Source organism: Saccharopolyspora gloriosae, from assembly GCF_022828475.1.
In the GTDB taxonomy this organism is placed as follows: Bacteria; Actinomycetota; Actinomycetes; order Mycobacteriales; family Pseudonocardiaceae; genus Saccharopolyspora_C; species Saccharopolyspora_C gloriosae_A.
Window position 1 is genome coordinate 5,071,173 of sequence record NZ_CP059557.1, and the last position, 21,340, is coordinate 5,092,512.

General features: G+C 71.4%; 20 protein-coding genes. 12 read left to right on the forward strand and 8 right to left on the reverse strand.

Annotated features, from left to right (window positions below; all coding sequences use genetic code 11):
• Window positions 1-73 precede the first annotated feature (73 nt).
• Entirely contained in the window at window positions 74-1,564 is a 1,491-nt protein-coding gene (locus tag H2Q94_RS22115; RefSeq protein ID WP_243789110.1) for a PucR family transcriptional regulator, read from the reverse strand.
• A 99-nt stretch (window positions 1,565-1,663) separates the two neighbouring features.
• Here H2Q94_RS22115 and gabT point away from each other — a divergent pair, with 99 nt between their 5' ends.
• Both gabT and H2Q94_RS22125 read left to right on the forward strand, forming a co-directional pair.
• A complete protein-coding gene (gabT, locus tag H2Q94_RS22120; RefSeq protein WP_243789111.1) occupies window positions 1,664-3,043 on the forward strand; it encodes a 4-aminobutyrate--2-oxoglutarate transaminase in 1,380 nt (459 codons plus the stop codon).
• Between the two features lie 62 nt (window positions 3,044-3,105).
• On the forward strand, window positions 3,106-4,536 hold the full coding sequence (locus H2Q94_RS22125) for an NAD-dependent succinate-semialdehyde dehydrogenase (protein WP_243789112.1): 1,431 nt from the start codon (window positions 3,106-3,108) through the stop codon (window positions 4,534-4,536).
• 407 nt (window positions 4,537-4,943) lie between these two features.
• Here the strand turns inward: H2Q94_RS22125 and H2Q94_RS22130 are convergent, their stop codons facing one another.
• The 3 genes from H2Q94_RS22130 to ligD all read right to left on the reverse strand — a co-directional run bounded on the left by H2Q94_RS22130 (window position 4,944) and on the right by ligD (window position 6,858).
• Complete coding sequence (locus H2Q94_RS22130) at window positions 4,944-5,207, reverse strand: type II toxin-antitoxin system RelE family toxin (protein WP_243789113.1); 264 nt, start codon at window positions 5,205-5,207, stop codon at window positions 4,944-4,946.
• Window positions 5,204-5,491, reverse strand: coding sequence for a hypothetical protein (locus H2Q94_RS22135; RefSeq protein ID WP_243789114.1), 288 nt, complete (start codon window positions 5,489-5,491; stop codon window positions 5,204-5,206). Before H2Q94_RS22135 ends, H2Q94_RS22130 begins: the two co-directional genes overlap by 4 nt.
• A gap of 338 nt (window positions 5,492-5,829) precedes the next feature.
• Complete coding sequence (gene ligD, locus H2Q94_RS22140) at window positions 5,830-6,858, reverse strand: non-homologous end-joining DNA ligase (RefSeq protein WP_243789115.1); 1,029 nt, start codon at window positions 6,856-6,858, stop codon at window positions 5,830-5,832.
• A 101-nt stretch (window positions 6,859-6,959) separates the two neighbouring features.
• Between ligD and H2Q94_RS22145 the strand changes: the two genes are divergently transcribed.
• From H2Q94_RS22145 to H2Q94_RS22160, 4 genes are all read left to right on the forward strand, one after another.
• Complete coding sequence (locus H2Q94_RS22145; RefSeq protein WP_243789116.1) at window positions 6,960-7,295, forward strand: hypothetical protein; 336 nt, start codon at window positions 6,960-6,962, stop codon at window positions 7,293-7,295.
• Between the two features lie 48 nt (window positions 7,296-7,343).
• Entirely contained in the window at window positions 7,344-7,766 is a 423-nt protein-coding gene (msrB, locus tag H2Q94_RS22150) for a peptide-methionine (R)-S-oxide reductase MsrB (RefSeq protein WP_243789117.1), read from the forward strand.
• A 187-nt stretch (window positions 7,767-7,953) separates the two neighbouring features.
• A complete protein-coding gene (locus H2Q94_RS22155; protein WP_243789118.1) occupies window positions 7,954-8,700 on the forward strand; it encodes an FCD domain-containing protein in 747 nt (248 codons plus the stop codon).
• Window positions 8,697-9,401: a cache domain-containing protein gene (locus H2Q94_RS22160; RefSeq protein WP_243789119.1), complete on the forward strand. Its 705-nt coding sequence runs from the start codon at window positions 8,697-8,699 to the stop codon at window positions 9,399-9,401. Before H2Q94_RS22155 ends, H2Q94_RS22160 begins: the two co-directional genes overlap by 4 nt.
• Window positions 9,402-9,536: 135 nt before the next feature.
• On the opposite strand, the gene hemQ is transcribed toward H2Q94_RS22160, so the two are convergent.
• Genes hemQ through hemE form a run of 3 tightly spaced genes read right to left on the reverse strand, consistent with a single transcriptional unit; the run spans window position 9,537 to window position 12,759 of the window.
• Complete coding sequence (hemQ, locus tag H2Q94_RS22165) at window positions 9,537-10,232, reverse strand: hydrogen peroxide-dependent heme synthase (protein ID WP_243789120.1); 696 nt, start codon at window positions 10,230-10,232, stop codon at window positions 9,537-9,539.
• Window positions 10,220-11,677 (reverse strand): protoporphyrinogen oxidase, encoded by a 1,458-nt coding sequence (hemG, locus tag H2Q94_RS22170; RefSeq protein ID WP_243789121.1) that lies wholly within the window; start codon window positions 11,675-11,677, stop codon window positions 10,220-10,222. Before hemG ends, hemQ begins: the two co-directional genes overlap by 13 nt.
• Entirely contained in the window at window positions 11,674-12,759 is a 1,086-nt protein-coding gene (gene hemE, locus H2Q94_RS22175; RefSeq protein ID WP_243789122.1) for a uroporphyrinogen decarboxylase, read from the reverse strand. The genes hemG and hemE overlap by 4 nt, the downstream gene beginning before the upstream one ends.
• Before the next feature lie 218 nt (window positions 12,760-12,977).
• On the opposite strand from hemE, the gene H2Q94_RS22180 reads away from it, so the two are divergent.
• The 3 genes from H2Q94_RS22180 to H2Q94_RS22190 all read left to right on the forward strand — a co-directional run bounded on the left by H2Q94_RS22180 (window position 12,978) and on the right by H2Q94_RS22190 (window position 15,989).
• Entirely contained in the window at window positions 12,978-13,553 is a 576-nt protein-coding gene (locus H2Q94_RS22180) for a DUF3000 domain-containing protein (RefSeq protein WP_397545369.1), read from the forward strand.
• Between the two features lie 337 nt (window positions 13,554-13,890).
• Complete coding sequence (locus tag H2Q94_RS22185; RefSeq protein ID WP_037304891.1) at window positions 13,891-14,607, forward strand: response regulator; 717 nt, start codon at window positions 13,891-13,893, stop codon at window positions 14,605-14,607.
• 119 nt (window positions 14,608-14,726) lie between these two features.
• On the forward strand, window positions 14,727-15,989 hold the full coding sequence (locus H2Q94_RS22190; protein ID WP_475273918.1) for an HRDC domain-containing protein: 1,263 nt from the start codon (window positions 14,727-14,729) through the stop codon (window positions 15,987-15,989).
• A 26-nt stretch (window positions 15,990-16,015) separates the two neighbouring features.
• Here the strand turns inward: H2Q94_RS22190 and H2Q94_RS22195 are convergent, their stop codons facing one another.
• Window positions 16,016-16,855, reverse strand: coding sequence for a helix-turn-helix domain-containing GNAT family N-acetyltransferase (locus tag H2Q94_RS22195; protein WP_243789123.1), 840 nt, complete (start codon window positions 16,853-16,855; stop codon window positions 16,016-16,018).
• A 339-nt stretch (window positions 16,856-17,194) separates the two neighbouring features.
• Here H2Q94_RS22195 and H2Q94_RS22200 point away from each other — a divergent pair, with 339 nt between their 5' ends.
• The 3 genes from H2Q94_RS22200 to H2Q94_RS22210 all read left to right on the forward strand — a co-directional run bounded on the left by H2Q94_RS22200 (window position 17,195) and on the right by H2Q94_RS22210 (window position 21,334).
• The gene (locus tag H2Q94_RS22200) at window positions 17,195-18,442 is read left to right on the forward strand and encodes a thiolase family protein (RefSeq protein WP_243789124.1); all 1,248 of its coding nucleotides are present in this window, start codon (window positions 17,195-17,197) and stop codon (window positions 18,440-18,442) included.
• Complete coding sequence (locus H2Q94_RS22205; protein ID WP_243789125.1) at window positions 18,439-20,544, forward strand: 3-hydroxyacyl-CoA dehydrogenase NAD-binding domain-containing protein; 2,106 nt, start codon at window positions 18,439-18,441, stop codon at window positions 20,542-20,544. The genes H2Q94_RS22200 and H2Q94_RS22205 overlap by 4 nt, the downstream gene beginning before the upstream one ends.
• Window positions 20,545-20,752: 208 nt before the next feature.
• Complete coding sequence (locus tag H2Q94_RS22210) at window positions 20,753-21,334, forward strand: Uma2 family endonuclease (protein WP_243789126.1); 582 nt, start codon at window positions 20,753-20,755, stop codon at window positions 21,332-21,334.
• Window positions 21,335-21,340: the final 6 nt, after the last annotated feature.

Here is a 21,340-nt window from a genome sequence, read left to right on the forward strand (position 1 = left end):
ACTCATTGCAATCCGTGTCTTTGATCTTGTGGTGGGCCGGTGGCGACGAACGAGCGGACCGCGCCCACCCGCGTCAGACCCCTCCAGGCGACCCGGCTGCGCCCACCACCGCCACCCAGAGATCGGCCCGGCCTGCGGCGGTGTCGACGCTGCGGCCGGTGAGGCGCTCGATCCTGGCGATCCGCTTGCGCAGCGTGTTGCGGTGGATGCCCATGTCGTCGGCCGTGGGCTGCCAACGGCCGAGGTGGAACAGATAGCTGTGCAAGGTGCGGAGCAGTTCCGGCTCATCGGCCAGCTCCCCGAGGATCGACGCGGTCAATGCCCGCGCCGCGTGGTCGGGCAGTGCGGCCCGCACCTCGCCGCGGAACCGCTCGTCCCAGCCGACGACCGGCGATCCGTCGTCCGCGACGGACAGCGCGGTGCCCGCCGCCGCGTCGCTGGTCTCCGCGTCGTGGGCGGAGACGGCAGGCCCGATCCCGACCCGGGCTCCGAGGGACGCCAGCAGGTCCGCGAGCTCCTCGGCGCCGGTCGCGTCCGCATCGACCAGCAGGGCGGTGCCTGCCTCGGTGACGTCCCGTTGCTCCGTCGTGAGCACCTCCGGGTGCTGCCTGGCCAGCCGCGCCCGAACACCGTCCGGGACTCCGGTCGCGCGCAGGACCCGCAGTCGTCGCGGCACCGCCGGCGCGGCGGTCAGCAGGGCCGCGACGCTCGCGCCCGCGTCGATCGCGCCGTCCAGGACCAACGTCGCGGCCCGGTCCCGCAACCGAAGCTCGGCGTCCGCGGCCGCCCAAGATCGCTCGGCGTCCAAGGTCAGCAACGCGACCGTGGACACCAGCACCGCCCGCAGCATTCCGTCCAGCGCACCCGGGGTGACCAGCACCAGGAACGGGCCATCGACCCCGCGACCGAGTGGCTGGACCACCGTGGTCCCCTCCGCCCCGGTCTCGGTGGCGGCCCTGATTCCGGTCCCCGCGCGCAGCGTCGCCAGCGCGCGAACGGCCGCGTCCGGGACCCGGAACCGGGCCGGTACCAGCGCTTTGCCCTCGGCGTCGACGAGCCCTGCGCTCCCCCGCGCGGCTCGGCCGAGCACACCCAAGGCGCGGGCCGGACCGTCCGTCCGGGAGATCACCCGGGTCAGCTCCTGCTGCACCGCGAGCGCCGTCTCGGTGGCGGCCCGCTCGTGCTCGGCGAGCAGCCCGGCGACGGCCTTGCCGATCGCGATGAACGGCGTCGACTCCGGCACAGCGACCAAGCCCAGCCCGGCGTCCCGGGCCGCATCGACCAGTGCAGGCGGCACGTCCGCGTGCGAGAGCCCGGTCCCGAACCCGAGCGCGGCGACCCCGGCCCGGTCGACGCGCTGCACGTAGGCCGCCCACTCCTGGTCCGCCAACCCGGTCGTGAGCAGCAGCTCGCCGCCCTCCAGGTACTGCGCCGGATCGGAGAGCTCACTGGTCGTCACCCAGCTCAGCGCCCGGGGTGTCGCGGGTTCGACCACCGTGCGCAGGGCGAGCCCCGGGATGGCGATCACGTCGGCGAGCGTCAGCACCATGGCAGTTTTGCACACCGTTGATCGATGAACTGTCCGGTTCGCACACTCGGCTTGGCGGTCGGCCGCTCCTAGCGTCGATGTCGTTCCCGCACGTCGTCGCCGAAGGAGTCCCTGATGAGCGTCCTCGCGCAGTCCTCCGCACTGGTCGGTGGTCCCGGTCTGCCGCAGCGCCGCGAGCTGCGCACCGCGGTGCCCGGCCCCCGCTCGCTCGCCTTGGCCGAGCGGCGCTCGGCCGTCGTCGCCGCCGGGGTGTCCTCCGCGCTGCCGGTGTACGCGGCCGCGGCCGGCGGCGGGGTGCTGGTCGACGTCGACGGCAATTCGTTCATCGACCTCGGGTCCGGCATCGCCGTGACCACCGTCGGCAACTCCGCGCCGAAGGTCGTCGCCGACGCCACCGAAGCGCTGTCCCTGTTCACCCACACCTGCGCGATGATCACGCCCTACGAGGGCTACGTCCGGCTGGCCGAGGAGCTGGCCGCGATCACGCCCGGCGACCACAAGAAGCGCACCGCGCTGTTCAACACCGGCTCCGAGGCCGTGGAGAACGCGGTCAAGATCGCCCGGCACTCGACCGGCCGTTCCGGCGTCGCCGTCGTGGATCACGCCTACCACGGCCGTACGAACCTCACGATGGCGATGACCGCGAAGAACATGCCGTACAAGGACGGCTTCGGCCCGTTCGCGTCCGAGGTGTTCCGCGCGCCGACCTCCTATCCCTTCCGGGACGGCACCGACATCGACGGCAGGCCGGTCGACGGGCCTGCCGCCGCCCGCCGCGCCATCGAGCACCTCGAACGCTCCGCCGGAGCGAATCGGCTGGCCGCGCTGGTGATCGAGCCGATCCAGGGCGAGGGCGGGTTCATCGTCCCGGCACCCGGCTTCCTCACCGAGATCGCCCGCTGGTGTTCCGACAACGGCGTCGTGTTCGTCGCCGACGAGGTGCAGACCGGCGTCGCCCGCACCGGCGCCTGGTTCGCCAGTGAGCACGAGGACGTCGTCCCGGACCTGATCACCACGGCCAAGGGTCTCGGCGGCGGGCTGCCGATCGCCGCTGTCACCGGCCGCGCCGACCTGATGGATTCGGTGCATCCGGGCGGCCTCGGTGGCACTTACGGCGGCAATCCGGTGGCCTGCGCCGCCGCGCTGGCCGCGCTCGACACGATCCGGGAGGACGGTCTGATCGACCGCGCCCGCGCGATCGGCGACGCGGCCGGGGCGAGGCTGCGCGCACTGGCCGAGACCGACCCGCGGATCGGAGACGTGCGCGGCCGCGGCGCGATGCTCGGCATCGAGTTCGTCCGCCCCGGCACCCGCGAACCGGACCCCGCCCTGGCCAAAGCCGTCGCCGGACACGCGCACCAGGCCGGCGTGATCGTCCTGACCTGCGGTTCCTTCGGGAACGTGATCAGGCTGCTCCCGCCCCTGCCCATCCCCGACGAGCTGCTGCACGACGGACTCGACGTCCTGGCCGAAGCGCTGCAGGCGGCCCGTTGAGCGGCTGCGGTCCGAGTTCGTTCGCACCCGTCATCCCTGGTTCCCTCCTCGAAAGGACGGCCATGACCACCGCCGCTCTCGCACCCCTGCTCATCGGGGGTAAGCCCGTTGCCACCGGACACGAGATCGCCGTGCACGATCCGGCATCCGGTGTCGAACTCACCCGGATCGCGGCGGCCGACGAGACCCACGCCGCGCCCGCTGCCGACGCGGCGGCCGCCGCGCTGCCCGACTGGGCGGCCACCGCGCCCCGCCGACGCGCCGAGGTGCTGGCCGAGGCCCACCGGCTGATGATCTCGCGCGCCGACGAGCTGGCCGACCTGATCAGCCGGGAGTCCGGGAAGGCCGCCGCCGATGCCCGCGCCGAGGTCGGTTACGCCGCCGAGTTCTTCCGCTGGTTCGCCGAGGAGACCGTTCGCCCGGACGGCCACTTCGGACCGTCCCCCGACGGGCGCAGCACCACCGTCGTCACCGCACAGCCGGTCGGCGTGGCGCTGCTGATCACTCCGTGGAACTTCCCGGCGGCGATGGTCACCCGCAAGGTCGCGCCCGCACTCGCCGCGGGCTGCACCGCGGTCCTCAAACCCGCTGCGGAGACGCCGCTGACCGCGCTGGCGATTCGAGACCTGCTCGTGGAGGCCGGAGCGCCTGCCGACGTCCTCACCGTGCTGCCGACCGTCCACGCGGACGCGGTCACCCGGGTCCTGCTCGACCACGACGCCGTCCGCAAGCTGTCCTTCACCGGTTCCACCGGCGTCGGACGGCACCTGCTCGGTCTCGCGGCCGGCCGCGTCGTGAACTGCTCGATGGAGCTCGGCGGCAACGCGCCTTTTGTGGTCTGCGCGGACGCCGACATCGACGCGGCCGTGCAGGGCGCGCTGGTCGCGAAACTGCGCAACGCCGGTCAGGCATGCACCGCCGCCAACCGGTTCCTGGTGCACGCCGACGCCGCGGACGCGTTCGGAGAGGCCTTCGCCGAAGCGGTCGCCGGACTCCGGGTCGGACCGGGCACCGAACCCGGCACCGACATCGGCCCGCTGATCGACGACCGAGCCGTCCGCCGAGTGTCCGGCCTGGTCACCGACGCGCTGGACCGCGGTGCGCGGGTACTGCGCGAGCCGGTCGCCGTGCCGGACTCCGGCAGCTACCTCGCTCCGATCGTGCTGACCGGAGTCACCGACGACGCCGCGGTGCTCAGCGAGGAGATCTTCGGACCGGTCACGCCCATCCGGACGTGGACCGACACCGACGAGATGATCGCGGCGGCCAACGACACCGAGTACGGACTCGCCGCCTACGTCTACACCGGTGACACCGGCCGGGCGCTGGAGATCGGGCGTCGGCTGCAGTACGGGATGGTCGGCATCAACCGAGGTGCGGTGTCCGACCCGGCGGCTCCGTTCGGCGGGATGAAGCAGAGCGGACTCGGCCGCGAGGGCGCCCGCGAGGGCATCCGGGCGTTCCAGGAAACCCAGTTCCTCACCTACGCCTGATCTCCCGGGACAACGCAGAGCCCGTCACGTGACGGGCTCTGCGGCATGTCAGCGGTCGGCGGCCCGGATCAGCTTCCGGCCGGCGAAATAGCGCAACGACCGGATCCGTCCGAGACCTGAACGACCGCAGGACCTGGCCGACCCGATCAGGTCGGCCGGACCGGCCTCGGCGCATCCCGATCAAGCACCCTCTTCCCCGTCCGCGGCCTCCAGCGATGCCTTGCGGGAGCGGGTCGGTTCGCCGGACATTCTCGGGCTGCCGACCAGCGCAGCGATGCACTGAACTGCGTTTATCCAGCTCAGCGGCGAGCGTTGTGGCCAAGGTTATCGCGAATCCTCAGGCCCCTCGAGACGCTCGACTCGGCGACGTGCCAGCTCAGCCGCCGACACCGCCGCAGCCATGGGTGCTACCGATCGTAGATCTCGCGGCGATGACCGAGATCGACGATCACGATGACGAGCCGCCCGTCATCGACGCGGTAGATGATCCGGTAGTCCCCGGCGCGCAGCCGCAGGTAGCCGGGCGCCCCGCGCAGCGCGACGACCCCGGCCGGGCGCGGGTCGTCGGCGAGGCCGTCGATGGCGGCCTGCAGGCGACGCCGGATAGGGCGGTCGAGCTTGGCGAGTGACTTGACCGCGTCCTTGGTGATCTCCAACTGCCAGCGCGTCACGCACGGCCGCCTTCGAGGTCGGCGAGAGCAGCCTCCCAAGACACGGTGCCGGATGCCTCGGCCTCGGCCACGCGTCGTGACCAGTAGGCGTCTTCATCGGCGGCGAGCCGGTCGGCCGCCTCCGGGGCCACGAGTGCGCTGATCCGCTCGCCATGGCTCGTCACGTACACCCGATATCCCTGCTCAGCCAGGCGGGTGTACTTCGTGGGGTTCATCTTCAGGCTCGAGACGGCCACCTCGATCACGTCGCCGTCGTGCTCTGTCGAGGCAGCTTCGATAGTCATGACCTCACCATACTCCAAGACCTGAAAGACCTGAAAGACCTGATTGGCGGTCCGCGGTCGTGCGGATCAGCGATCCGGGTGCAGGGCGAAGCCGGGATCGACGGCGCCGAGCTCAAGTCTCGTGATTTCTCGGCCCAGGAGCGCCGATCACGTCCTGCACGGAGGCTGGCTCGCCTGTTCGTGGTTTCGTGCGTGCTGCACGCGTCGGCGGGCCTCTTGGGAGTCACCGCGAGTGCCGTAGCCAAGTTATCGGGCGAGCCCTCGGGGCTCTCCGAGACTCCGGACCCAGCCAACTTGATCAACGTTCAAATAGGAGGAATTAGCTTCGAGATTCCCGATCACGCCTCGTTTTCCCTGTTCAGGCCCTCCAACGACGCCTTCCGCGAGCGGGTCGGTTCGCCGGGCATCTTCGGGTAGTCCGGTGGGTACGGAAGTTCTCCGAGGTCGCGGTCCCGGCGGTCCCGTTCGAACCAGTCGAGGGCGACGTCGAGTTCGCAGGCCACCTCGTCCAGCTCCCGATGCGGGTCGCCGTGTTCGGCCAACAGATCCGGGACCGTGGCCAGGTCGAAGTCGTCCGGAGTCACCTCCGGCAGCCGCTCCCAGGTCAGCGGCATGGACACCGTCGCCGCCGGGGTGCCTCGAATCGACCACGCCGAGGCGACCGTGCGATCGCGCGCGGCCTGGTTGAAGTCCAGGAACACCCGCCGGCCGCGGTCCTCCTTCCACCAGTCGACGGTGGCCTGCCGCGGAATCCGGCGCTGCACCTCTCGGGCCAGCGCGATCACCGCGTGGCGCACCTCGACGAAGTCCCACCGCGGTGCGATCCGCACCAGCACGTGCACGCCACGGCCGCCGGAGGTCTTCGGGAAGCCGACCAGTCCGGCCTCCGCCAGCACCTCGCGCAGCACGCCCGCGACCTCGACCGCCTCCGCATATCCGGTGCCGGGCTGCGGGTCCAGGTCGATGCGCAGTTCATCCGGGTGCTCGACGTCCGCGGAACGCACCGGCCACGGGTGGAAGTCCAGCGTGCCCAAGCCCGCGGCCCAGGCGAGCACGGCGGGCTCGGTGGGCAGCACGCTGTCGGCGGTGCGGCCGGACGGGAAGGTCACCCGCACCGAGCGGACCCACTCCGGTGCGCCCTTCGGGACCCGCTTCGCGTAGAACGGATCGCCGGTGACCCCGCCGGGGAATCGCTTCAAGGTCGTCGGCCGGTCCCCGATCGCCCGCAGCAACGGCTCGGCGACCGCGAGGTAGTACCGCACGACCTGGAGCTTGGTGAACCCGCGCTCCGGGAAGTACACCTTGTCCGGGTGGGACAGGCGCACCGTCCTGCCTTCGACGTCGAGTTCCAGCGGTGAAGCGGCCACCCGCGCAGCTTAGGAGCACCGGCACGACCCCGCGCCGATTCACGCGGAACGCCCGGATTCACCTCTGCCTGCGCGCACCCCGTCGGCGCTACCGTGAAGCCATGGCGCCAGCAGGCCAACCCAGCGGTGACGAGCCCGACGCCCCGCGCGACGGGCGGGACCGGTTCGCCGACGACCTGATCGGCCTCGACCCGCACGACCCCGAGGCGCAGGCGTTCGCCGAACACCTGGAACGCATGGAACGCCCGAACTCGAAGGCCACCGTGGAGGGCATGCTCAGCGGCGTCGAGGATTTCGCCCGCTGCGCCAACCGCGCCCAAGGACATCGCCGGGTGATGGTGGTGCTGGTGGTCGTGCTGATCCTGTTCGGCGTCCTGGTCACGGTGTGGAACGCGGTCGGCTTCATGCTCGGCACGTTCCTGGCCCACGCGGGCTGAGCGGGAGCTCGCGGGCACTCGATCATCGGAAAGGGTTAGCGTGGACGCATGGAACCAGTTGCCGGCCCCACCCCGAAGGTCGTGAAGTCCGAGCAGGAGTGGCAGGAACAACTCAATCCCTACGAGTACGCGGTGCTGCGCAAAGCGGCCACCGAACCGGCCTGGAGCGGCGAGTACGTCGAGACCAAGACCGCGGGCGTCTACGAATGCCGGGCGTGCGGGACGGAACTGTTCCGCAGCGAGACGAAGTTCGAATCGCACTGCGGCTGGCCGTCGTTCTACGACGCGCGCGACTCCGAAGCGGTGATCCTGCGCGAGGACCGCTCGCACGGCATGGTCCGCGTCGAGGTGCTGTGCGCGAACTGCCTGAGCCACCTGGGCCACCTGTTCGAGGGCGAGGGCTACAACACGCCCACCGACCAGCGCTACTGCATCAACTCGGTCGCCCTGCGCCACACCCCGGAAACCTGATCGCACACCATCACCCGAGCGTCTAACGACCCTCGACACTTGAGCTCGTCAGCGCGCCGAACAGGCAGCGTGACGTGCGACGGACCGAGCGCGACCGCTCCGGGCCGGTAGTTGCGTCCGTTGCGCGGAGTGCCTTCGTGGATCACGTGGAACGGTTCAGCGGAGCCACTTCGTGGAGGGAGGTGCCGTGCCCGTCGAGGACACGCTGCGCTCGCTGCGCAGCTGGCCGCGACCGCCCGCGCAGGCCGATGCGGCGACCGTGGCGAACCGGCTGGCCGAGGCCATCGCGCTGGGAGTGCTTCCCGACGGCGAGCCACTCCCCCGCGGACCGGAACTCGCCGCCTCGCTCGGCTGCCCGGACGATGCGGCGCACGAAGCGCTCGGCAGGCTCTCCCGGGACGGGCTCGTGATCGCCGCCGCGCCGGGGCCGTTGACCCGACGGCCCGCGGATCCGGTGCTGGTGGCCGGAGTCGCCAGGCTGCGGGAGCTCGATACGCACGAGCTGCGGGAGATCTCCGATCAGCACTCCGCCGTCGCGGGTGCCGCCGCGCTGCTCGCCGCGGAACGCGCCACCGGCGACGAACTCGACGCGTTGCGCGGCCTCGCCGCGGACTTCGCGGCCGCCACCACCACCGCCGACCGGCGCAGGCTCGACGGCCGGTTGCACATCGAAATCGCCGCCGCCGCGCAGTCGTCCCGGCTGACCCACCAGGAGATCACGCTGCAAGCGGAGACCGGCGCGTTGCGCTGGCTGCCGTGGGCCGAAGCGATCCCGCACGCGAGCGAGGCCGACCAGCACGCGGACATCCTCACCGCCATCGGCGACGGAGACGGGCTCCGCGCCCGCGCGCTCGCCGAGGAGCACGTGCGGGCGGGAATCCGGCGACTGGTCGAGTTCCGCCTGTGGTCGGCCGCGCGGCGGTGCACCCGATGACCGCCGCCCACGACGCCGCCGAGCACATCGGCTCCCTGCTCGAAGACGCCTTCCGGTGGTGCGCCGAGCTGGGCGAACGACTGCGGGCCGCGTACGGCGGCGCCGCGGCGCTGAGCACCGAGGACCTCTCCGCGCTCTGGCAACCGATCTTCGACCGGCTCGACGCCGAACCCGGGAGGTTCGCGGGCACCGGCGTGATCCTCGCCGACAACGTGCTCACCGACCGCGCGCACTGGCTGGAGTGGTGGCAGCACCGCCCCGGCGACAGGCCCCGGTTCCTCCAGGTCGACCACGACCCGGACAGCGTCGGCTTCTACGACTACGCCACCGCGCCCTGGTTCACCGTCCCCCGCGACTCGGGGCTGCGCGTCGCGGTGGGGCCGTACGTGGACTTCGCGGGCACCGACGAGTACCTGGTCACGCTGGCGGTTCCGGTGCACTCGGGGGACCGCTTCCTCGGGGTGGCCGCCGCGGACCTGCGCACCGGCGAGTTCGAACGCGCGCTGCTGCACCACCTCGACCCCGGGCTGCCGCCCGCCGTGCTGGTCAATCAGGCGGACCGGGTGATCGCCTCGAACACCCCGCTGCGCCTGCCCGGCTCGCTGCTGACCGAAGGTGCGCTCGCCGCCGACCGCGGCCGACCGGTGCGCACGACGAACGACGTCACCGGCCTCCCCTGGCGCATAGCCCAGCAACCGTGAGCATTCCGCGTTGAGGCGAATGCCCTCTCGGCCCGACCGGTCAACGGGGCCATTGACTCCACTGGGGACACCAGGTGCATGCCTCCTTCGACCGGTCATCGGTCAAAGGAGGCATTGATTCGGATCGATTGCGAATCAGGGGAGGCGGGGCAGGAGTTCCGCGGGGGCGACGCGCTTGCCGGTGAAGAACGGAGTCTCCTCGCGGACGTGCCTGCGGGCCTCCGTGTAGCGCATCTTCCACATCAGGTCGACGATGCGGTGCAGCTCCGGCGCCTCGAACGCGAGGATCCACTCGTAGTCGCCCAGGCCGAACGAAGGGACCGTGTTCGCCCGCACGTCCGGGTAGTCCCGCGCCGCCATGCCGTGATCCTTGAGCATCGTGCGGCGTTCGTCGTCGGGCAGCAGGTACCAGTCGTAGGACCGCACGAACGGGTACACGCAGATGAACTCGCCCGGGTCGTCTCCCATGATGAACGCGGGCAGGTGGCTCTTGTTGAACTCGGCGGGCCGGTGCACCGCAACATTGCTCCACACCGGGTCGGAGGCCTCGCCCAGCGTCGTCCCGCGGCGGAAACCGGCGTAAGCCTCCTGCAACGCCTCGATCTTCTCGGCGTGCCACCAGATCATGAAGTCCGCGTCGGAGCGCATGCCCGACAGGTCGTAGACACCGCGCACCTCGACCCCGGACTCCGCCAGGCCGTCCAGGTACTCCTGCGTCGCCTGCGCCGCCTTCTCCCGGTCCTCGGGCAACGCGCCCGGTTCGACCTGGAAGACCGACCACATGGTGTAGCGGATCGTGTCGTTGAGTTCGGAATAGTTCAGCCGCGCCATGGGCTCATGGTCCCACCACCGCCGGGTCGGTTCGCCGCGAGGTGCCGTGTGATTCCGCTCGCGGCCGCCTCGCCGGTCGCCGCGCACGCGGGCACGCCGACACCGTGCAGCGCCGCACCCGCCAGCGCGAGACCACCGGCGCCGGAGACGGCCCGCTCCGCCTCGGCCACCAGGTCGAGGTGCCCGACGCCGTACTGCGGCAGGCCACCGCCCCAGCGCACCACCGCCGAGTCCACCGGTTCCACCGCCACCCCGGTCACCTCGCGCAGGTCGGCCAGAACCCCGCGCAGCAGCTCCGCGTCGGTGCGGCGCAGCAGGTCGTCCTGACCGGAGCGGCCGACCGAGCCGCGCACCAGCAGCTCACCGCCGGAACCGGTCAGGTGCGGCCACTTGCGGCTGGTGAACGTGAAGGCCTTCGCCGTGAACGGAGTGCCGTCGGCATGCGTCTCACCACGGGCGATGAGCGTGCCGGAGGCCGCGGGCAACTCGGTGCCCGGCGGCAGGGCGAGTCCCAACACGGCCATCGAGGCCAGCTCGACCCGGCCCAGCAGTTCGGACGCGGACGGCACGACGTCGGCGAGCAGCTTCCGCGCCGAGGGCGGCGGCACCGCGAGCACCACCGCGTCCGCGGCGAGGGTCTCGGGGGCGGGCGCCGAACCGATCTCCAGCCGCCAGCCCGACCCGTCGCGGTGCAGCCCACGCACCGGGAGCCCCAGCCGCACTCGCGCCGCCGCCGACTCGGCCAGCACCGCGACGAACTCGCCGTAGCCGTGGCGGAACGCGCCGAACACCGGCCGCTTGCGGCCGTCGGGTGCGGGCGCGGGCAGTGCCGCCGCGGCGGCCGCGGTGATCGACTCCGCGCCGTCGTCGAGCGCGGCGGCCAGCGCCGGGATCGTCGCGCGCAGCCCGAGGCCGTCCGCGCTGCCCGCGTACACGCCGCCGAGCAGCGGCTCGACGAGGCGGTCCACCACCTCGTCGCCCATCCGGGAACGCAGCAGTTCGCCGACCGAGACGTCCGAGCCCGCCAGCCGCAGCGGTGGCAGCTCGGCCTCCGCCCGCACCGCGGCAAGACCGGCCGGGGACAACACGTGCGCCACCGAATCGGCGTTCGCCGGCACGCCCATCACGGTTCCGGTCGGCAACGAGCGCAGCTCACCGCCCGCGCGCACCCGTGCGGCCACCGGACCGGGGTGCACCACTCGGTCGGCGAGGCCGAGCTTCTCCGCGAGCCGAAGCACCTCTGGGCGCCGCGCGAGGAACGCCTCCGCGCCCAAGTCGAGCTCGACCCCGGCCAACGGGACGGCGTGCAGCTTGCCGCCGAGCCGATCGGCCTGATCGACGAGCACGATCTCCGCGTCCGGCCCCAACGTCCGCCGCAACCGGTGCGCGGCGACGAGCCCGCTGACGCCGCCACCGACGACCGCGACCGTGGGGCCGCCGGTCACGACCGGGCGCTCTCGGCGTGCACCTGCCGCACGACCTCGGTGAGCACACCGGGATCGGTCGTGGGCAGCACGCCGTGCCCCAGGTTGAACAGGTGCCCGGCGGCTTCCTTGCCTTCGGCGAGGATCCGGCTCACCTCACGGCGCACGGCGTCCTCACCCGCGAACAGCACCGCCGGGTCCAGGTTGCCCTGCACCACCGGGTCCGCCGCCGGGTTCGCCGCGCGCAACCGCCGGACCGCCTCGTCCAGCGGCACCCGCCAGTCCACGCCGACCACGTCGGCGCCCGCGGATCGCATGTCGCCGAGCAGCTCGCCGGTGCCCACCCCGAAGTGGATCTTCGGCACGTCGGGGGCGACCTCGGTGACTCCGTCGAAGATGCGCTTGCTGTGCGGCAGCACGAACTCGCGGTAGTCCCGCAACGACAGCGCACCGGCCCACGAGTCGAACAGCTGCACCGCGTCCACTCCGGCGGCGAGCTGGGTGCGCAGGAAGGTCAGCGTCGTGTCGGCCAGCTTCTCCAGCAACGTGTGCCACGTGGCCGGGTCGGAGTGCATCAGCGCCTTGGTGCGCTCGTGGTTGCGGCTCGGCCCACCCTCCACCAGGTAGGAGGCCAGCGTGAACGGCGCACCGGCGAACCCGATCAGCGGCGTCTCGCCCAGCTCCGCCAGCAGCAGCCGCACCGCCTCGGCGACCGGAGCCACCTGCTCGACGTGCAGCTCCGGCAACGCGTCCACCGCAGCGACGTCGCGCACCGGCTCGGCCACCACCGGCCCGGTGCCCGCGACGATGTCGAGCCCGATCCCCGCCGCGTAGAGCGGCAGCACGATGTCGCTGAACAGGATCGCCGCGTCCACCCCGTGACGACGCACCGGCTGCGCGGTGATCTCGCAGACCAGGTCCGGGGTCAGGCACGCCTGCAGCATCGGGGTGCCCTCGCGCACCTTCCGGTACTCCGGCAGCGAACGACCGGCCTGGCGCATGAACCAGACGGGCGTGTGCCGCGGGGCGCCACCGCGGGCGGCCACCAGCAGCGGGGCGTTGATGAGGTCCCGGCGAGCCGAGACCGGGGCGGATGAGGTCATCGGTGGCGTATCCGTACTCGGTCGAAGTGATGGGGGCTCGACGCTGGTGCGGGCGTCGGCCGAGCCGGCCACGGCTCAGGCCGACGGCCCTGTTCGAGCCGTTCCGGACATCCTCGCAGACGCCCGCACCGCCGGACGCGCGGGCAAGATCACGATCGCGGGCGATGTCCGGCGTGGCGCCTACACGGCGCCGATCCGGCCGCCTACAGTCCCCAGCCGTGACGGAGATGGCGGCGATCCCCGAGAGGTTCCGGCAGGCAGTGGCCGCGTTGGCCGCGCCGACTCCGCGCGCCGAGATCGAAGTGACCGAGGTCCGCCCACCGAAGCGGCTCGCGCCGTGGGCGTACGCGGTGGCGGCCGAGGCGAACGGCCCGGCGGGCGAGCTGGCGACGGCCCGGCTGGTGCTGCTGCACGATCCCGATGAACCGGCGGCTTGGGGCGGGACGCTGCGGCTGGTCGTCTATCTGCGGGCGGAGCTCGATCCCGAGCTGGCCGCGGACCCGCTGCTCCCCGCCGTCGGCTGGTCCTGGCTGACGGAGGCCTTGGAGGACGCCGGGGCGGCGGCCGATGCGCTGGGCGGAACGGTGACGCTGACCTCCTCCGCCCGTTTTGGGAACATCGCGGGGCCGCCCCGCAGCCATGATCTGGAGTTGCGCGGCTCCTGGACCCCGCACGAGGAAGGGCTGGACGCCCACGCCGTGGCCTTCCACGAGCTGATGACCAGCGCAACGGGCCTTCCTCCCGAGGGCGTGGCCGTGTTCGACCGCCGATCGACCCTGCGCGGCGAGGCTTGAGAAGCGATCTTTAACGATCGGGATTCCCCTCACGAGAGCCCGAAAATCGCCCATATCCAGTTGCGCGAGCAAGCTTCTCACGATGTGCAATCAGTGTCTGTCGCACCAACACGCCATGGCGTTACGCCAAACCCCAAGACCCACCCAATTGAGTGACAAAAACGCACCCCTGTGACAACTCGATCGAGATAGATACCCGATTGATCGTCCCGCTGGCCCGCTTGGGCGGTTACGCTGCCCCCGACGACACCACTTTCGGTCGATCAGTGGCGCGGCTGATTGGTCGAGAGTCCCGGTGCCGGTCGGGGGGCACGACCGACTCCAGGGAGGTAGTGACGTGGCTGCCGTCGGCTTAGGTCAGGCCGCTCGAACCACGCCCGCCGGCGCTTTGCCGGCCAACATGGTCCCGCACCCGCGGGAAGAGCTGTTCACGGTGCTCGTGGTGGACGATCATCCGCTGCTCCGGGAGGCCATCGCCGCCCGGTTGCTGCAGATGGGCGCCGGCACGGTGCACGAGGCCGCATCAATGGCCGAGGCCAGGGCTCGCGCTCTGGCCACCGGTCCATGCGACCTCGCAATCCTCGATCTCGGGCTACCCGATGGAACCGGCATCGACCTGGTTACGGAACTCCGTACCCAGGGCTGGCCGCGAATCGTGGTGCTCGCTTCGTCCGACGACCCCTATGCGGTCCGGGCCGCCTTCCAGGCAGGCGCTCAGGCGTACCTGCTGAAGTCGGCCTCGCCGATGGTCGTCACCGACGGAGTGCGCCGCGTACTCGACGGCGGCGTGTATGCCGATCCCAGTGTGGCCCCGGTGCTCGCTGCGGGCACTCGGGTCCCGGGGACCGACAACACGCCCCGGGAGCTTTCCGGGCGTGAAGTCGAGGTGCTGCAACTGGTGGCCGATGGCCGATCCAACAAGGAGATCGGTGAGGCTCTGAACCTCTCCGCTCTCACGGTGAAGAGTCACCTGTCGCGGATCGGCCGCAAGCTGGGCACCGGAGACCGGGCGCAAATGGTCGCCCTGGCCATGCGGGCCGGGGTGATCAGATGATCGGATGATCCTGATCGGGTGAATCGAGGTCCCACCGCGATCGTCGGGTCCGGTCGGGCACGGCGACCTCGGGCTGGTCGCACCCGCGGGCGGACCGCAACACGTAAGGTCTGATATCCGTGGAAGCTGCTTGCCCCGAGTCCGTCGAGCCCGACCGTCCCGAGCCGGTGCTGCTCACCGAGCCCGCTGACGGCGTACCGCCGGTAGTGGAGACTCCCGAAGCACTGGAGACCGCCGCGGCCGCACTGGCCGCGGGCAGCGGTCCGGTCGCGGTGGACACCGAACGCGCGTCCGGATACCGGTACTCGCAACGTGCCTACCTGGTGCAATTGCGCCGGGAAGGCGCGGGAACGGTACTGGTCGATCCGGTCGCGCTCAACGGTGCTCTAGAACCGTTGAAGACTGCGCTGGCGGACACCGAATGGGTGCTGCACGCCGCCTCGCAGGACCTGCCCTGCCTGTCCGAGCTCGACCTGCGTCCGCAGCGGCTGTTCGACACCGAACTGGCCGGTCGGCTCGCCGGGTTCGACCGGGTATCGCTGGGCACCCTCGTCGAACGCATGCTGGGCTACCGGCTGGAGAAGGGCCACAGCGCCGCCGACTGGTCGCGCCGGCCGCTGCCCGCCGACTGGCTGGTGTACGCCGCGTTGGACGTGGAACTGCTGGTCGACCTGCGCACCGAGATGCACGCCGAGCTGACCCGGCAGGGCAAGCTCGACTGGGCGTGGGAAGAGTTCGAAGCGGTCCGCAACGCCGAACCGCCTCGCCCGCGCGCCGAGCCGTGGCGACGCACGTCCGGCATCCACCGGATTCGCAACGCCCGACAGCTCGCCGCGGTCCGCTCGCTGTGGGAGGTGCGCGATCGCATCGCCGCGGAGCGGGACATCGCACCTGGCCGGATCCTGCCGGACTCCGCCGTGGTGCAGGCCGCGCAGAGCGATCCCAAGACCGATGCCGAACTGACCGCGCTGCCGGTGTTCGGCGGCAGGCAGCAGCGCCGTCGCGCCTCGACGTGGCTGAGCGCCTTGCGCGCGGCCCGCGCGCTTCCCTCGGACGAACTGCCGGTGGTCTCACCGCCGCAGGACGGTCCGCCGTCGCCGAACCGGTGGGCGGATCGCGATCCCGCCGCCGCGGCCCGGCTGTCGGCCGCCCGGACGGCGATGTCGGCCATCGCCGAGAAGCACGACCTGCCCCTGGAGAACCTGCTGCTGCCGGACCTGCTGCGACGGCTGTGCTGGACGCCGCCGGAGGACACCGGCGTCGAAGCGGTCGAGGCACGGTTGCGGGAGCGAGGCGCCAGGGAATGGCAGATCGGTTTGACCGCGGCTGCGCTGAGCACCGCGTTGCAGGCCGAGCCGGAGCAACGCCCGCGATCGAGCTGAGAGCCGGAGAGAACCGAGAAGCGCCGCTACGGAGTCGCCGGGGATGGCGGCTCCGGCTTCCGGCGTTCCAGGATGATCGTGTCGCGCCAACGCCCGCGCAGCATGCCGATGCGTTCGCGGACGCCGACTGTGCGGAATCCGGCGTTGCGGTGCAGGGCGAGGCTGCCGAGGTTCTCCGGGAACAGCGAGCACTGCAGGGTCCACACCTGGGCCGCGTCGGCGGCCGCGATCTGGTGCCGCAGCAGCGCCGTGCCGACTCCGCGTCGGCGCGCATCGGCTCCGACGTAGATCGAGGTCTCCGCGACGCCCGCGTAGCAGTCGCACGTGGAGACCGGCGTCAGCGCCGCCCATCCCGCCACGGTGCGATCGACTTCGGCCACCCAGCGGTGCTCCGGTGACCACTTCGCCGCCAGCACCTCGCGGGACGGGACCTCGCACTCGAAGGTGGCGTTCCCGGTGGCGATTCCCTCGCCGTAGATCCGGCGCACCGCGCCCCAGTCGCCGGGCTCCATCGCTCGCACCGAAACGTCACCGGCCGGCTCCTCAGCGGCACCGAGGCGTGCCGGGAGCAGGCCCAGCACGAGGTCCAGGGCGTGCACGTGATCGGGTCGGCGCGCGGTGTTCGTCGCTACGCGGGTGGCGGTGCCCTCCTTGCTCAGCAGCACGTGTCCGCCCTCGGCGAGCCTGCGCAGGTGGTGCGAGCAGGTGGACTGGCCGATGCCGAGCCGCCCGGCCAGCTCCCCGACCGTGCTCGGCCCGCCGGAGGCGACGGCGTGCAGCAGCAGGACCCGAGTCGGATCGCCGAGGCAGGCGAAGCGGGCGGCGCAGGCGGCGGCCTCGGCGGTCGGCAGCGCCGGTTCGGTCATCGCACGACTATGGGAGCGGCTGCCGATCAGGTCAATCGAAATCCGTCGATGCAAGCCGGTCCGCGCGGCCTCCGGGCGAACTGCGGCCGTCGGTGAAACGAGTACGTTGGCCATGCGTTTCCCGTGATCGCGGAGCCGCCACCACCTCCGGAGCGCCTGTGATCGACCCGACACGAGCACTTCGCCCCACACCCGGTGGTTACCGGCGGGTAATAAGCGCTAGAGTGACTGTTACCGGCCAGTAGCGGCGGGACCCGCACCCGCCCGGAGCAGGATCGATCGCCGCCGAGCCGGTCCGGAACTTGCACAACGCAGGACCCACACAGTGAGGAGCACGCCGTGGTCGCACCCGCGTCGGCACCAGCCGACCCGCGCAGCGCACGTGCCGTACGGGACGTGGTCTTCGTCGACGGCGTTCGCACGCCGTTCGGCAAGGCAGGCAAGAAGGGCATCTACGCCGAGACCCGCGCCGACGACCTGGTCGTCAAGGTCATCCGCGAGCTGCTGCGGCGCCACCCGGAGCTGCCGCCGGAGCGCATCGACGAGGTCGCCATCGCCGCGACCACGCAGACCGGTGACCAGGGCCTGACCATCGGCCGCAGCGCCTCGCTGCTGGCGGGCCTGCCCCAGTCGGTGCCCGGCTTCGCCATCGACCGCATGTGCGCGGGCGCCATGACCGCCGTGACCAGCATCGCGGGCGGTATCGGCTTCGGCGCCTACGACATCGCGATCGCAGGCGGCGTCGAGCACATGGGCAATCACCCCATGGGTGAGGGCGTCGACCCCAACCCGCGCTACGTCGCCGACAGCGTCGTCGACCCCTCCGCGCTGGTCATGGGCTCCACCGCGGAGAACGTGCACGACCGCTACCCCAGCCTCACCAAGGAGCGCACCGACGCCTACGCGGCGTTGAGCCAGCAGCGCTACGAGGCCGCCGCGAACGCGGGCAAGATCTCCGCCGACCTGGTGCCCGTCTCCACCCGCTCCGGCGAGCAGGGCTGGGGCCTGGCCACGGCCGACGAGCCGCCGCGTCCCGGCACCACCGTCGACGCCCTCTCCGGGCTCAAGACCCCGTTCCGGCCGCACGGCCGGGTCACCCCGGGCAACGCCGCCGGGCTCAACGACGGCGCCACCGGCTGCGTGCTCGCCGACGCCGAGACCGCACGCGAGCTGGGCCTGCCGATCGGCATGAAGCTCGTCGGATACGCCTTCGCGGGCGTGGAGCCCGAGGTCATGGGCGTCGGCCCGATCCCGGCGACGGAGAAGGCGCTCAAGCGCGCCGGGCTCGACATCGAGGACATCGGGCTGTTCGAGCTCAACGAGGCGTTCGCGGTGCAGGTGCTGGCCTTCCTGGAGCACTTCGGCATCAACGACGACGACGAGCGGGTCAACCCGTGGGGCGGCGCCATCGCCTGCGGTCACCCGCTGGCCTCCTCCGGTGTGCGGCTGATGACGCAGCTGTCCCGCCACTTCGCCGAGCACCCCGAGGTGCGCTACGGCCTGACCTCCATGTGCATCGGTTTCGGCATGGGCGGCACGGTCATCTGGGAGAACCCGAACTTCGACACCGCAGGGGGCGCGAAGTGAGCACGCAGACCGACTTCGCAGCACTGTTCCCGGACGAGGTCGTCACCCAGGCCCACACCAGGCTGCTCGACGTCCCCGGGCTCGGCGGCAAGCTCGCGCTGATCACCGTCGACAACGGGCACGACCACACCCGGCCGTCCACGTTCGGGCCGGGCGGGCTGACCGCGCTGAACGCCGCGCTGGACGAGGCGTTCGCAGCCGAGCCCGCCGCGATCGCGGTCACCGGCAAGCCGTTCGTGTTCGCCGTCGGCGCCGACCTGTCCGGCGTCACCCAGATCGGCGAGCGCGAGCACGCCCGCCAGGTCGCGCAGACCGGGCACGACGTGTTCCGCCGGCTCACCGAGTCGACCATCCCCACCTTCGCGTTCGTCAACGGCGCGGCGCTGGGCGGCGGCCTGGAGCTGGCGCTGTCCTGCCACTACCGCACCGTCTCGGAGAGCGTGGGCGCGATCGCGTTCCCCGAGTGCTTCCTCGGCCTGTTCCCGGGCTGGGGCGGCACCCAGCTGCTGCCGAACCTGATCGGCGCGGACGCCGCGGTCAGCGTGATCATCGAGAACGCGCTGAACCAGAACAAGATGCTCAACGCCAAGAAGGCCACCGGCCTGGGCATCTTCGACGCCGAGCTGGAGAGCGCGGACTTCCTGGAGGAGTCGGTGCGCTGGGCCGTGCGCGTCGTCAACGGCGAGCAGACCGTGCAGCGCGCCGAGATCGACCGCGGCCAGGCCTGGGACGACGCGGTGAACCGCGCCAAGGGCATCGTCGAGAGCCGCACCCAAGGCGCCTCTCCCGCCGTCACCAAGGCCGTCGAGCTCATCGAGCTGGCCCGCGGCAACGACCTCGACGCCGGATACGCGGCGGAGACCGAGGCGCTGACGGACGCGTTGATGTCCGACGAGCTGCGCGCCGGGCTGTACTCGTTCGACCTGACCCAGAAGCGCGCGAAGCGCCCGGCCGGGGCTCCGGACAAGAAGCTGGCCCGCGAGGTCAAGAAGGTCGGCGTCGTCGGCGCCGGCCTGATGGCCGGGCAGCTCGCGCTGCTGTTCGTGCGCCGCCTGAAGGTGCCGGTGGTCATCACCGACATCGACCAGGAGCGCATCGACAAGGGCGTCGGCTACATCCACGGCGAGATCGACAAGCTCGCCGCCAAGGGCCGGTTGTCCCCGGACGCCACCAACCGGCTCAAGGCGCTCGTCACCGGGTCGCTGGACAAGTCCGCGTTCGGCGACGCCGACTTCGTCATCGAAGCGGTCTTCGAGGAGCTGTCGCTCAAGCAGAAGGTGTTCGGCGAGCTGGAGGGCTACGTTTCGCCCGAGGCGATCCTGGCCACCAACACCTCGTCGCTGTCGATCAGCGAGATGGCTTCGCAGCTGAAGAACCCCGAGCGGGTCGTGGGCTTCCACTTCTTCAACCCGGTCGCGGTGCTGCCGCTGCTGGAGATCGTGCGCGGCGCCAAGACCGACGACGCGTCGCTGGCCACCGCGTTCTCGGTGAGCAAGCAGCTCAAGAAATCCAGCGTGCTGGTCAAGGACGCCCCGGCGTTCGTGGTGAACCGGCTGCTGACCCGCTTCATGGGCGAGATCATCGCCGCCGTCGACGAAGGCACGCCCTTCGACGTCGCCGACCGCGCGCTGACCCCGCTGGGCCTGCCGATGAGCCCGCTGGTGCTGCTGCAGCTCGTCGGCCCGGCCGTCGCGCAGCACGTCAACGAGACGATGCACGCGGCCTACCCGGACCGGTTCGGGATCAGCGAGAACCTGCAGCGGTTCGTCAAGGCGGGCAAGTCCGCCGTGTGGCAGCAGGACGAGCAGGGCGACCAGGTCGTCGACCCCGAGGTCGTCGCGCTCTGGGAGCAGGGCTCGAACCCGTCGACGTCCGAGCAGGTGCGGGACCGGGCGTTGCAGGCGCTGGCCCAGGAAGCGCAGCTCATGCTCGATGAGGGCGTCGTCGCCGAGGCGCAGGACCTGGACCTGTGCATGCTGCTCGGCGCGGGCTGGCCGTTCTGGCTGGGCGGCATCACCGCCTACCTGGACCGCGCGGGCATCTCCGAGCAGGTCAACGGCAAGCGCTTCCTGCCGAAGGGCGTGGCCTCGCTGCCCGCCTGATCACGGAAGTCGCACGAAGGGCCGGGATGGGCACGTCCATCCCGGCCCTTCGTCGTCCGATGCGGTGGATCTTCACACCTGTCCGGTGATCGCCGCGACTACGAAGAACCGGTGTTCTCGCTGGCGGTGATGTAGTCCCCGGCCCCGATCGTGCCTAAGCTGGAGCTGTCACGATGGAGCCCGTCCCGAGGAAACGAGGTGATGACCGGTGGTCGCGCCGATGCAGCACGAGCTCGGGCCGTTCACGGTCGCGGATTGGCACGCGCTCCCCCCTCGTGAAGACGGCTCGCGCCTTGAACTGATCGAGGGCTACTGGCTCGTGACACCCGCACCATCCGGACAGCACCAGTGGGCCGAAAGCGAACTCATCGGCACCCTGAAATCCTCCCTGCGCCAAGCGGGACGCTCGGACCTCTACGCACTGGGCGGAGTCGGCGTCGAGATCAACGCTCCGCAGCAGAGCGCGCTGATCCCGGACTTCCTCGTCCTCGGCACTCCCCCGGTCGGCAACTCCTTCAGACCTGAGCACGTGCTGTTGGCAGGCGAAATCTGGTCTCCCGGCAACACTTTCCGCGAGAAGCAGGACAAGTTCACCCACTTCGCCGCCGTCGGCGTGCCGTTCTTCTGGAGCATCACCCAGGACCGACGCGGCCCCGACGAGCTGACCGCCTACCGGTTGGAAGACGGCCACTACGAGGTGCGGGAACAGATCCTTCTGAGCGCAGGCAGGAAAGCTGTGACCACCGCTCCGGTGCCCGTCGAGCTCGACATCGCAGACCTTCGCCTCTGACAAGGA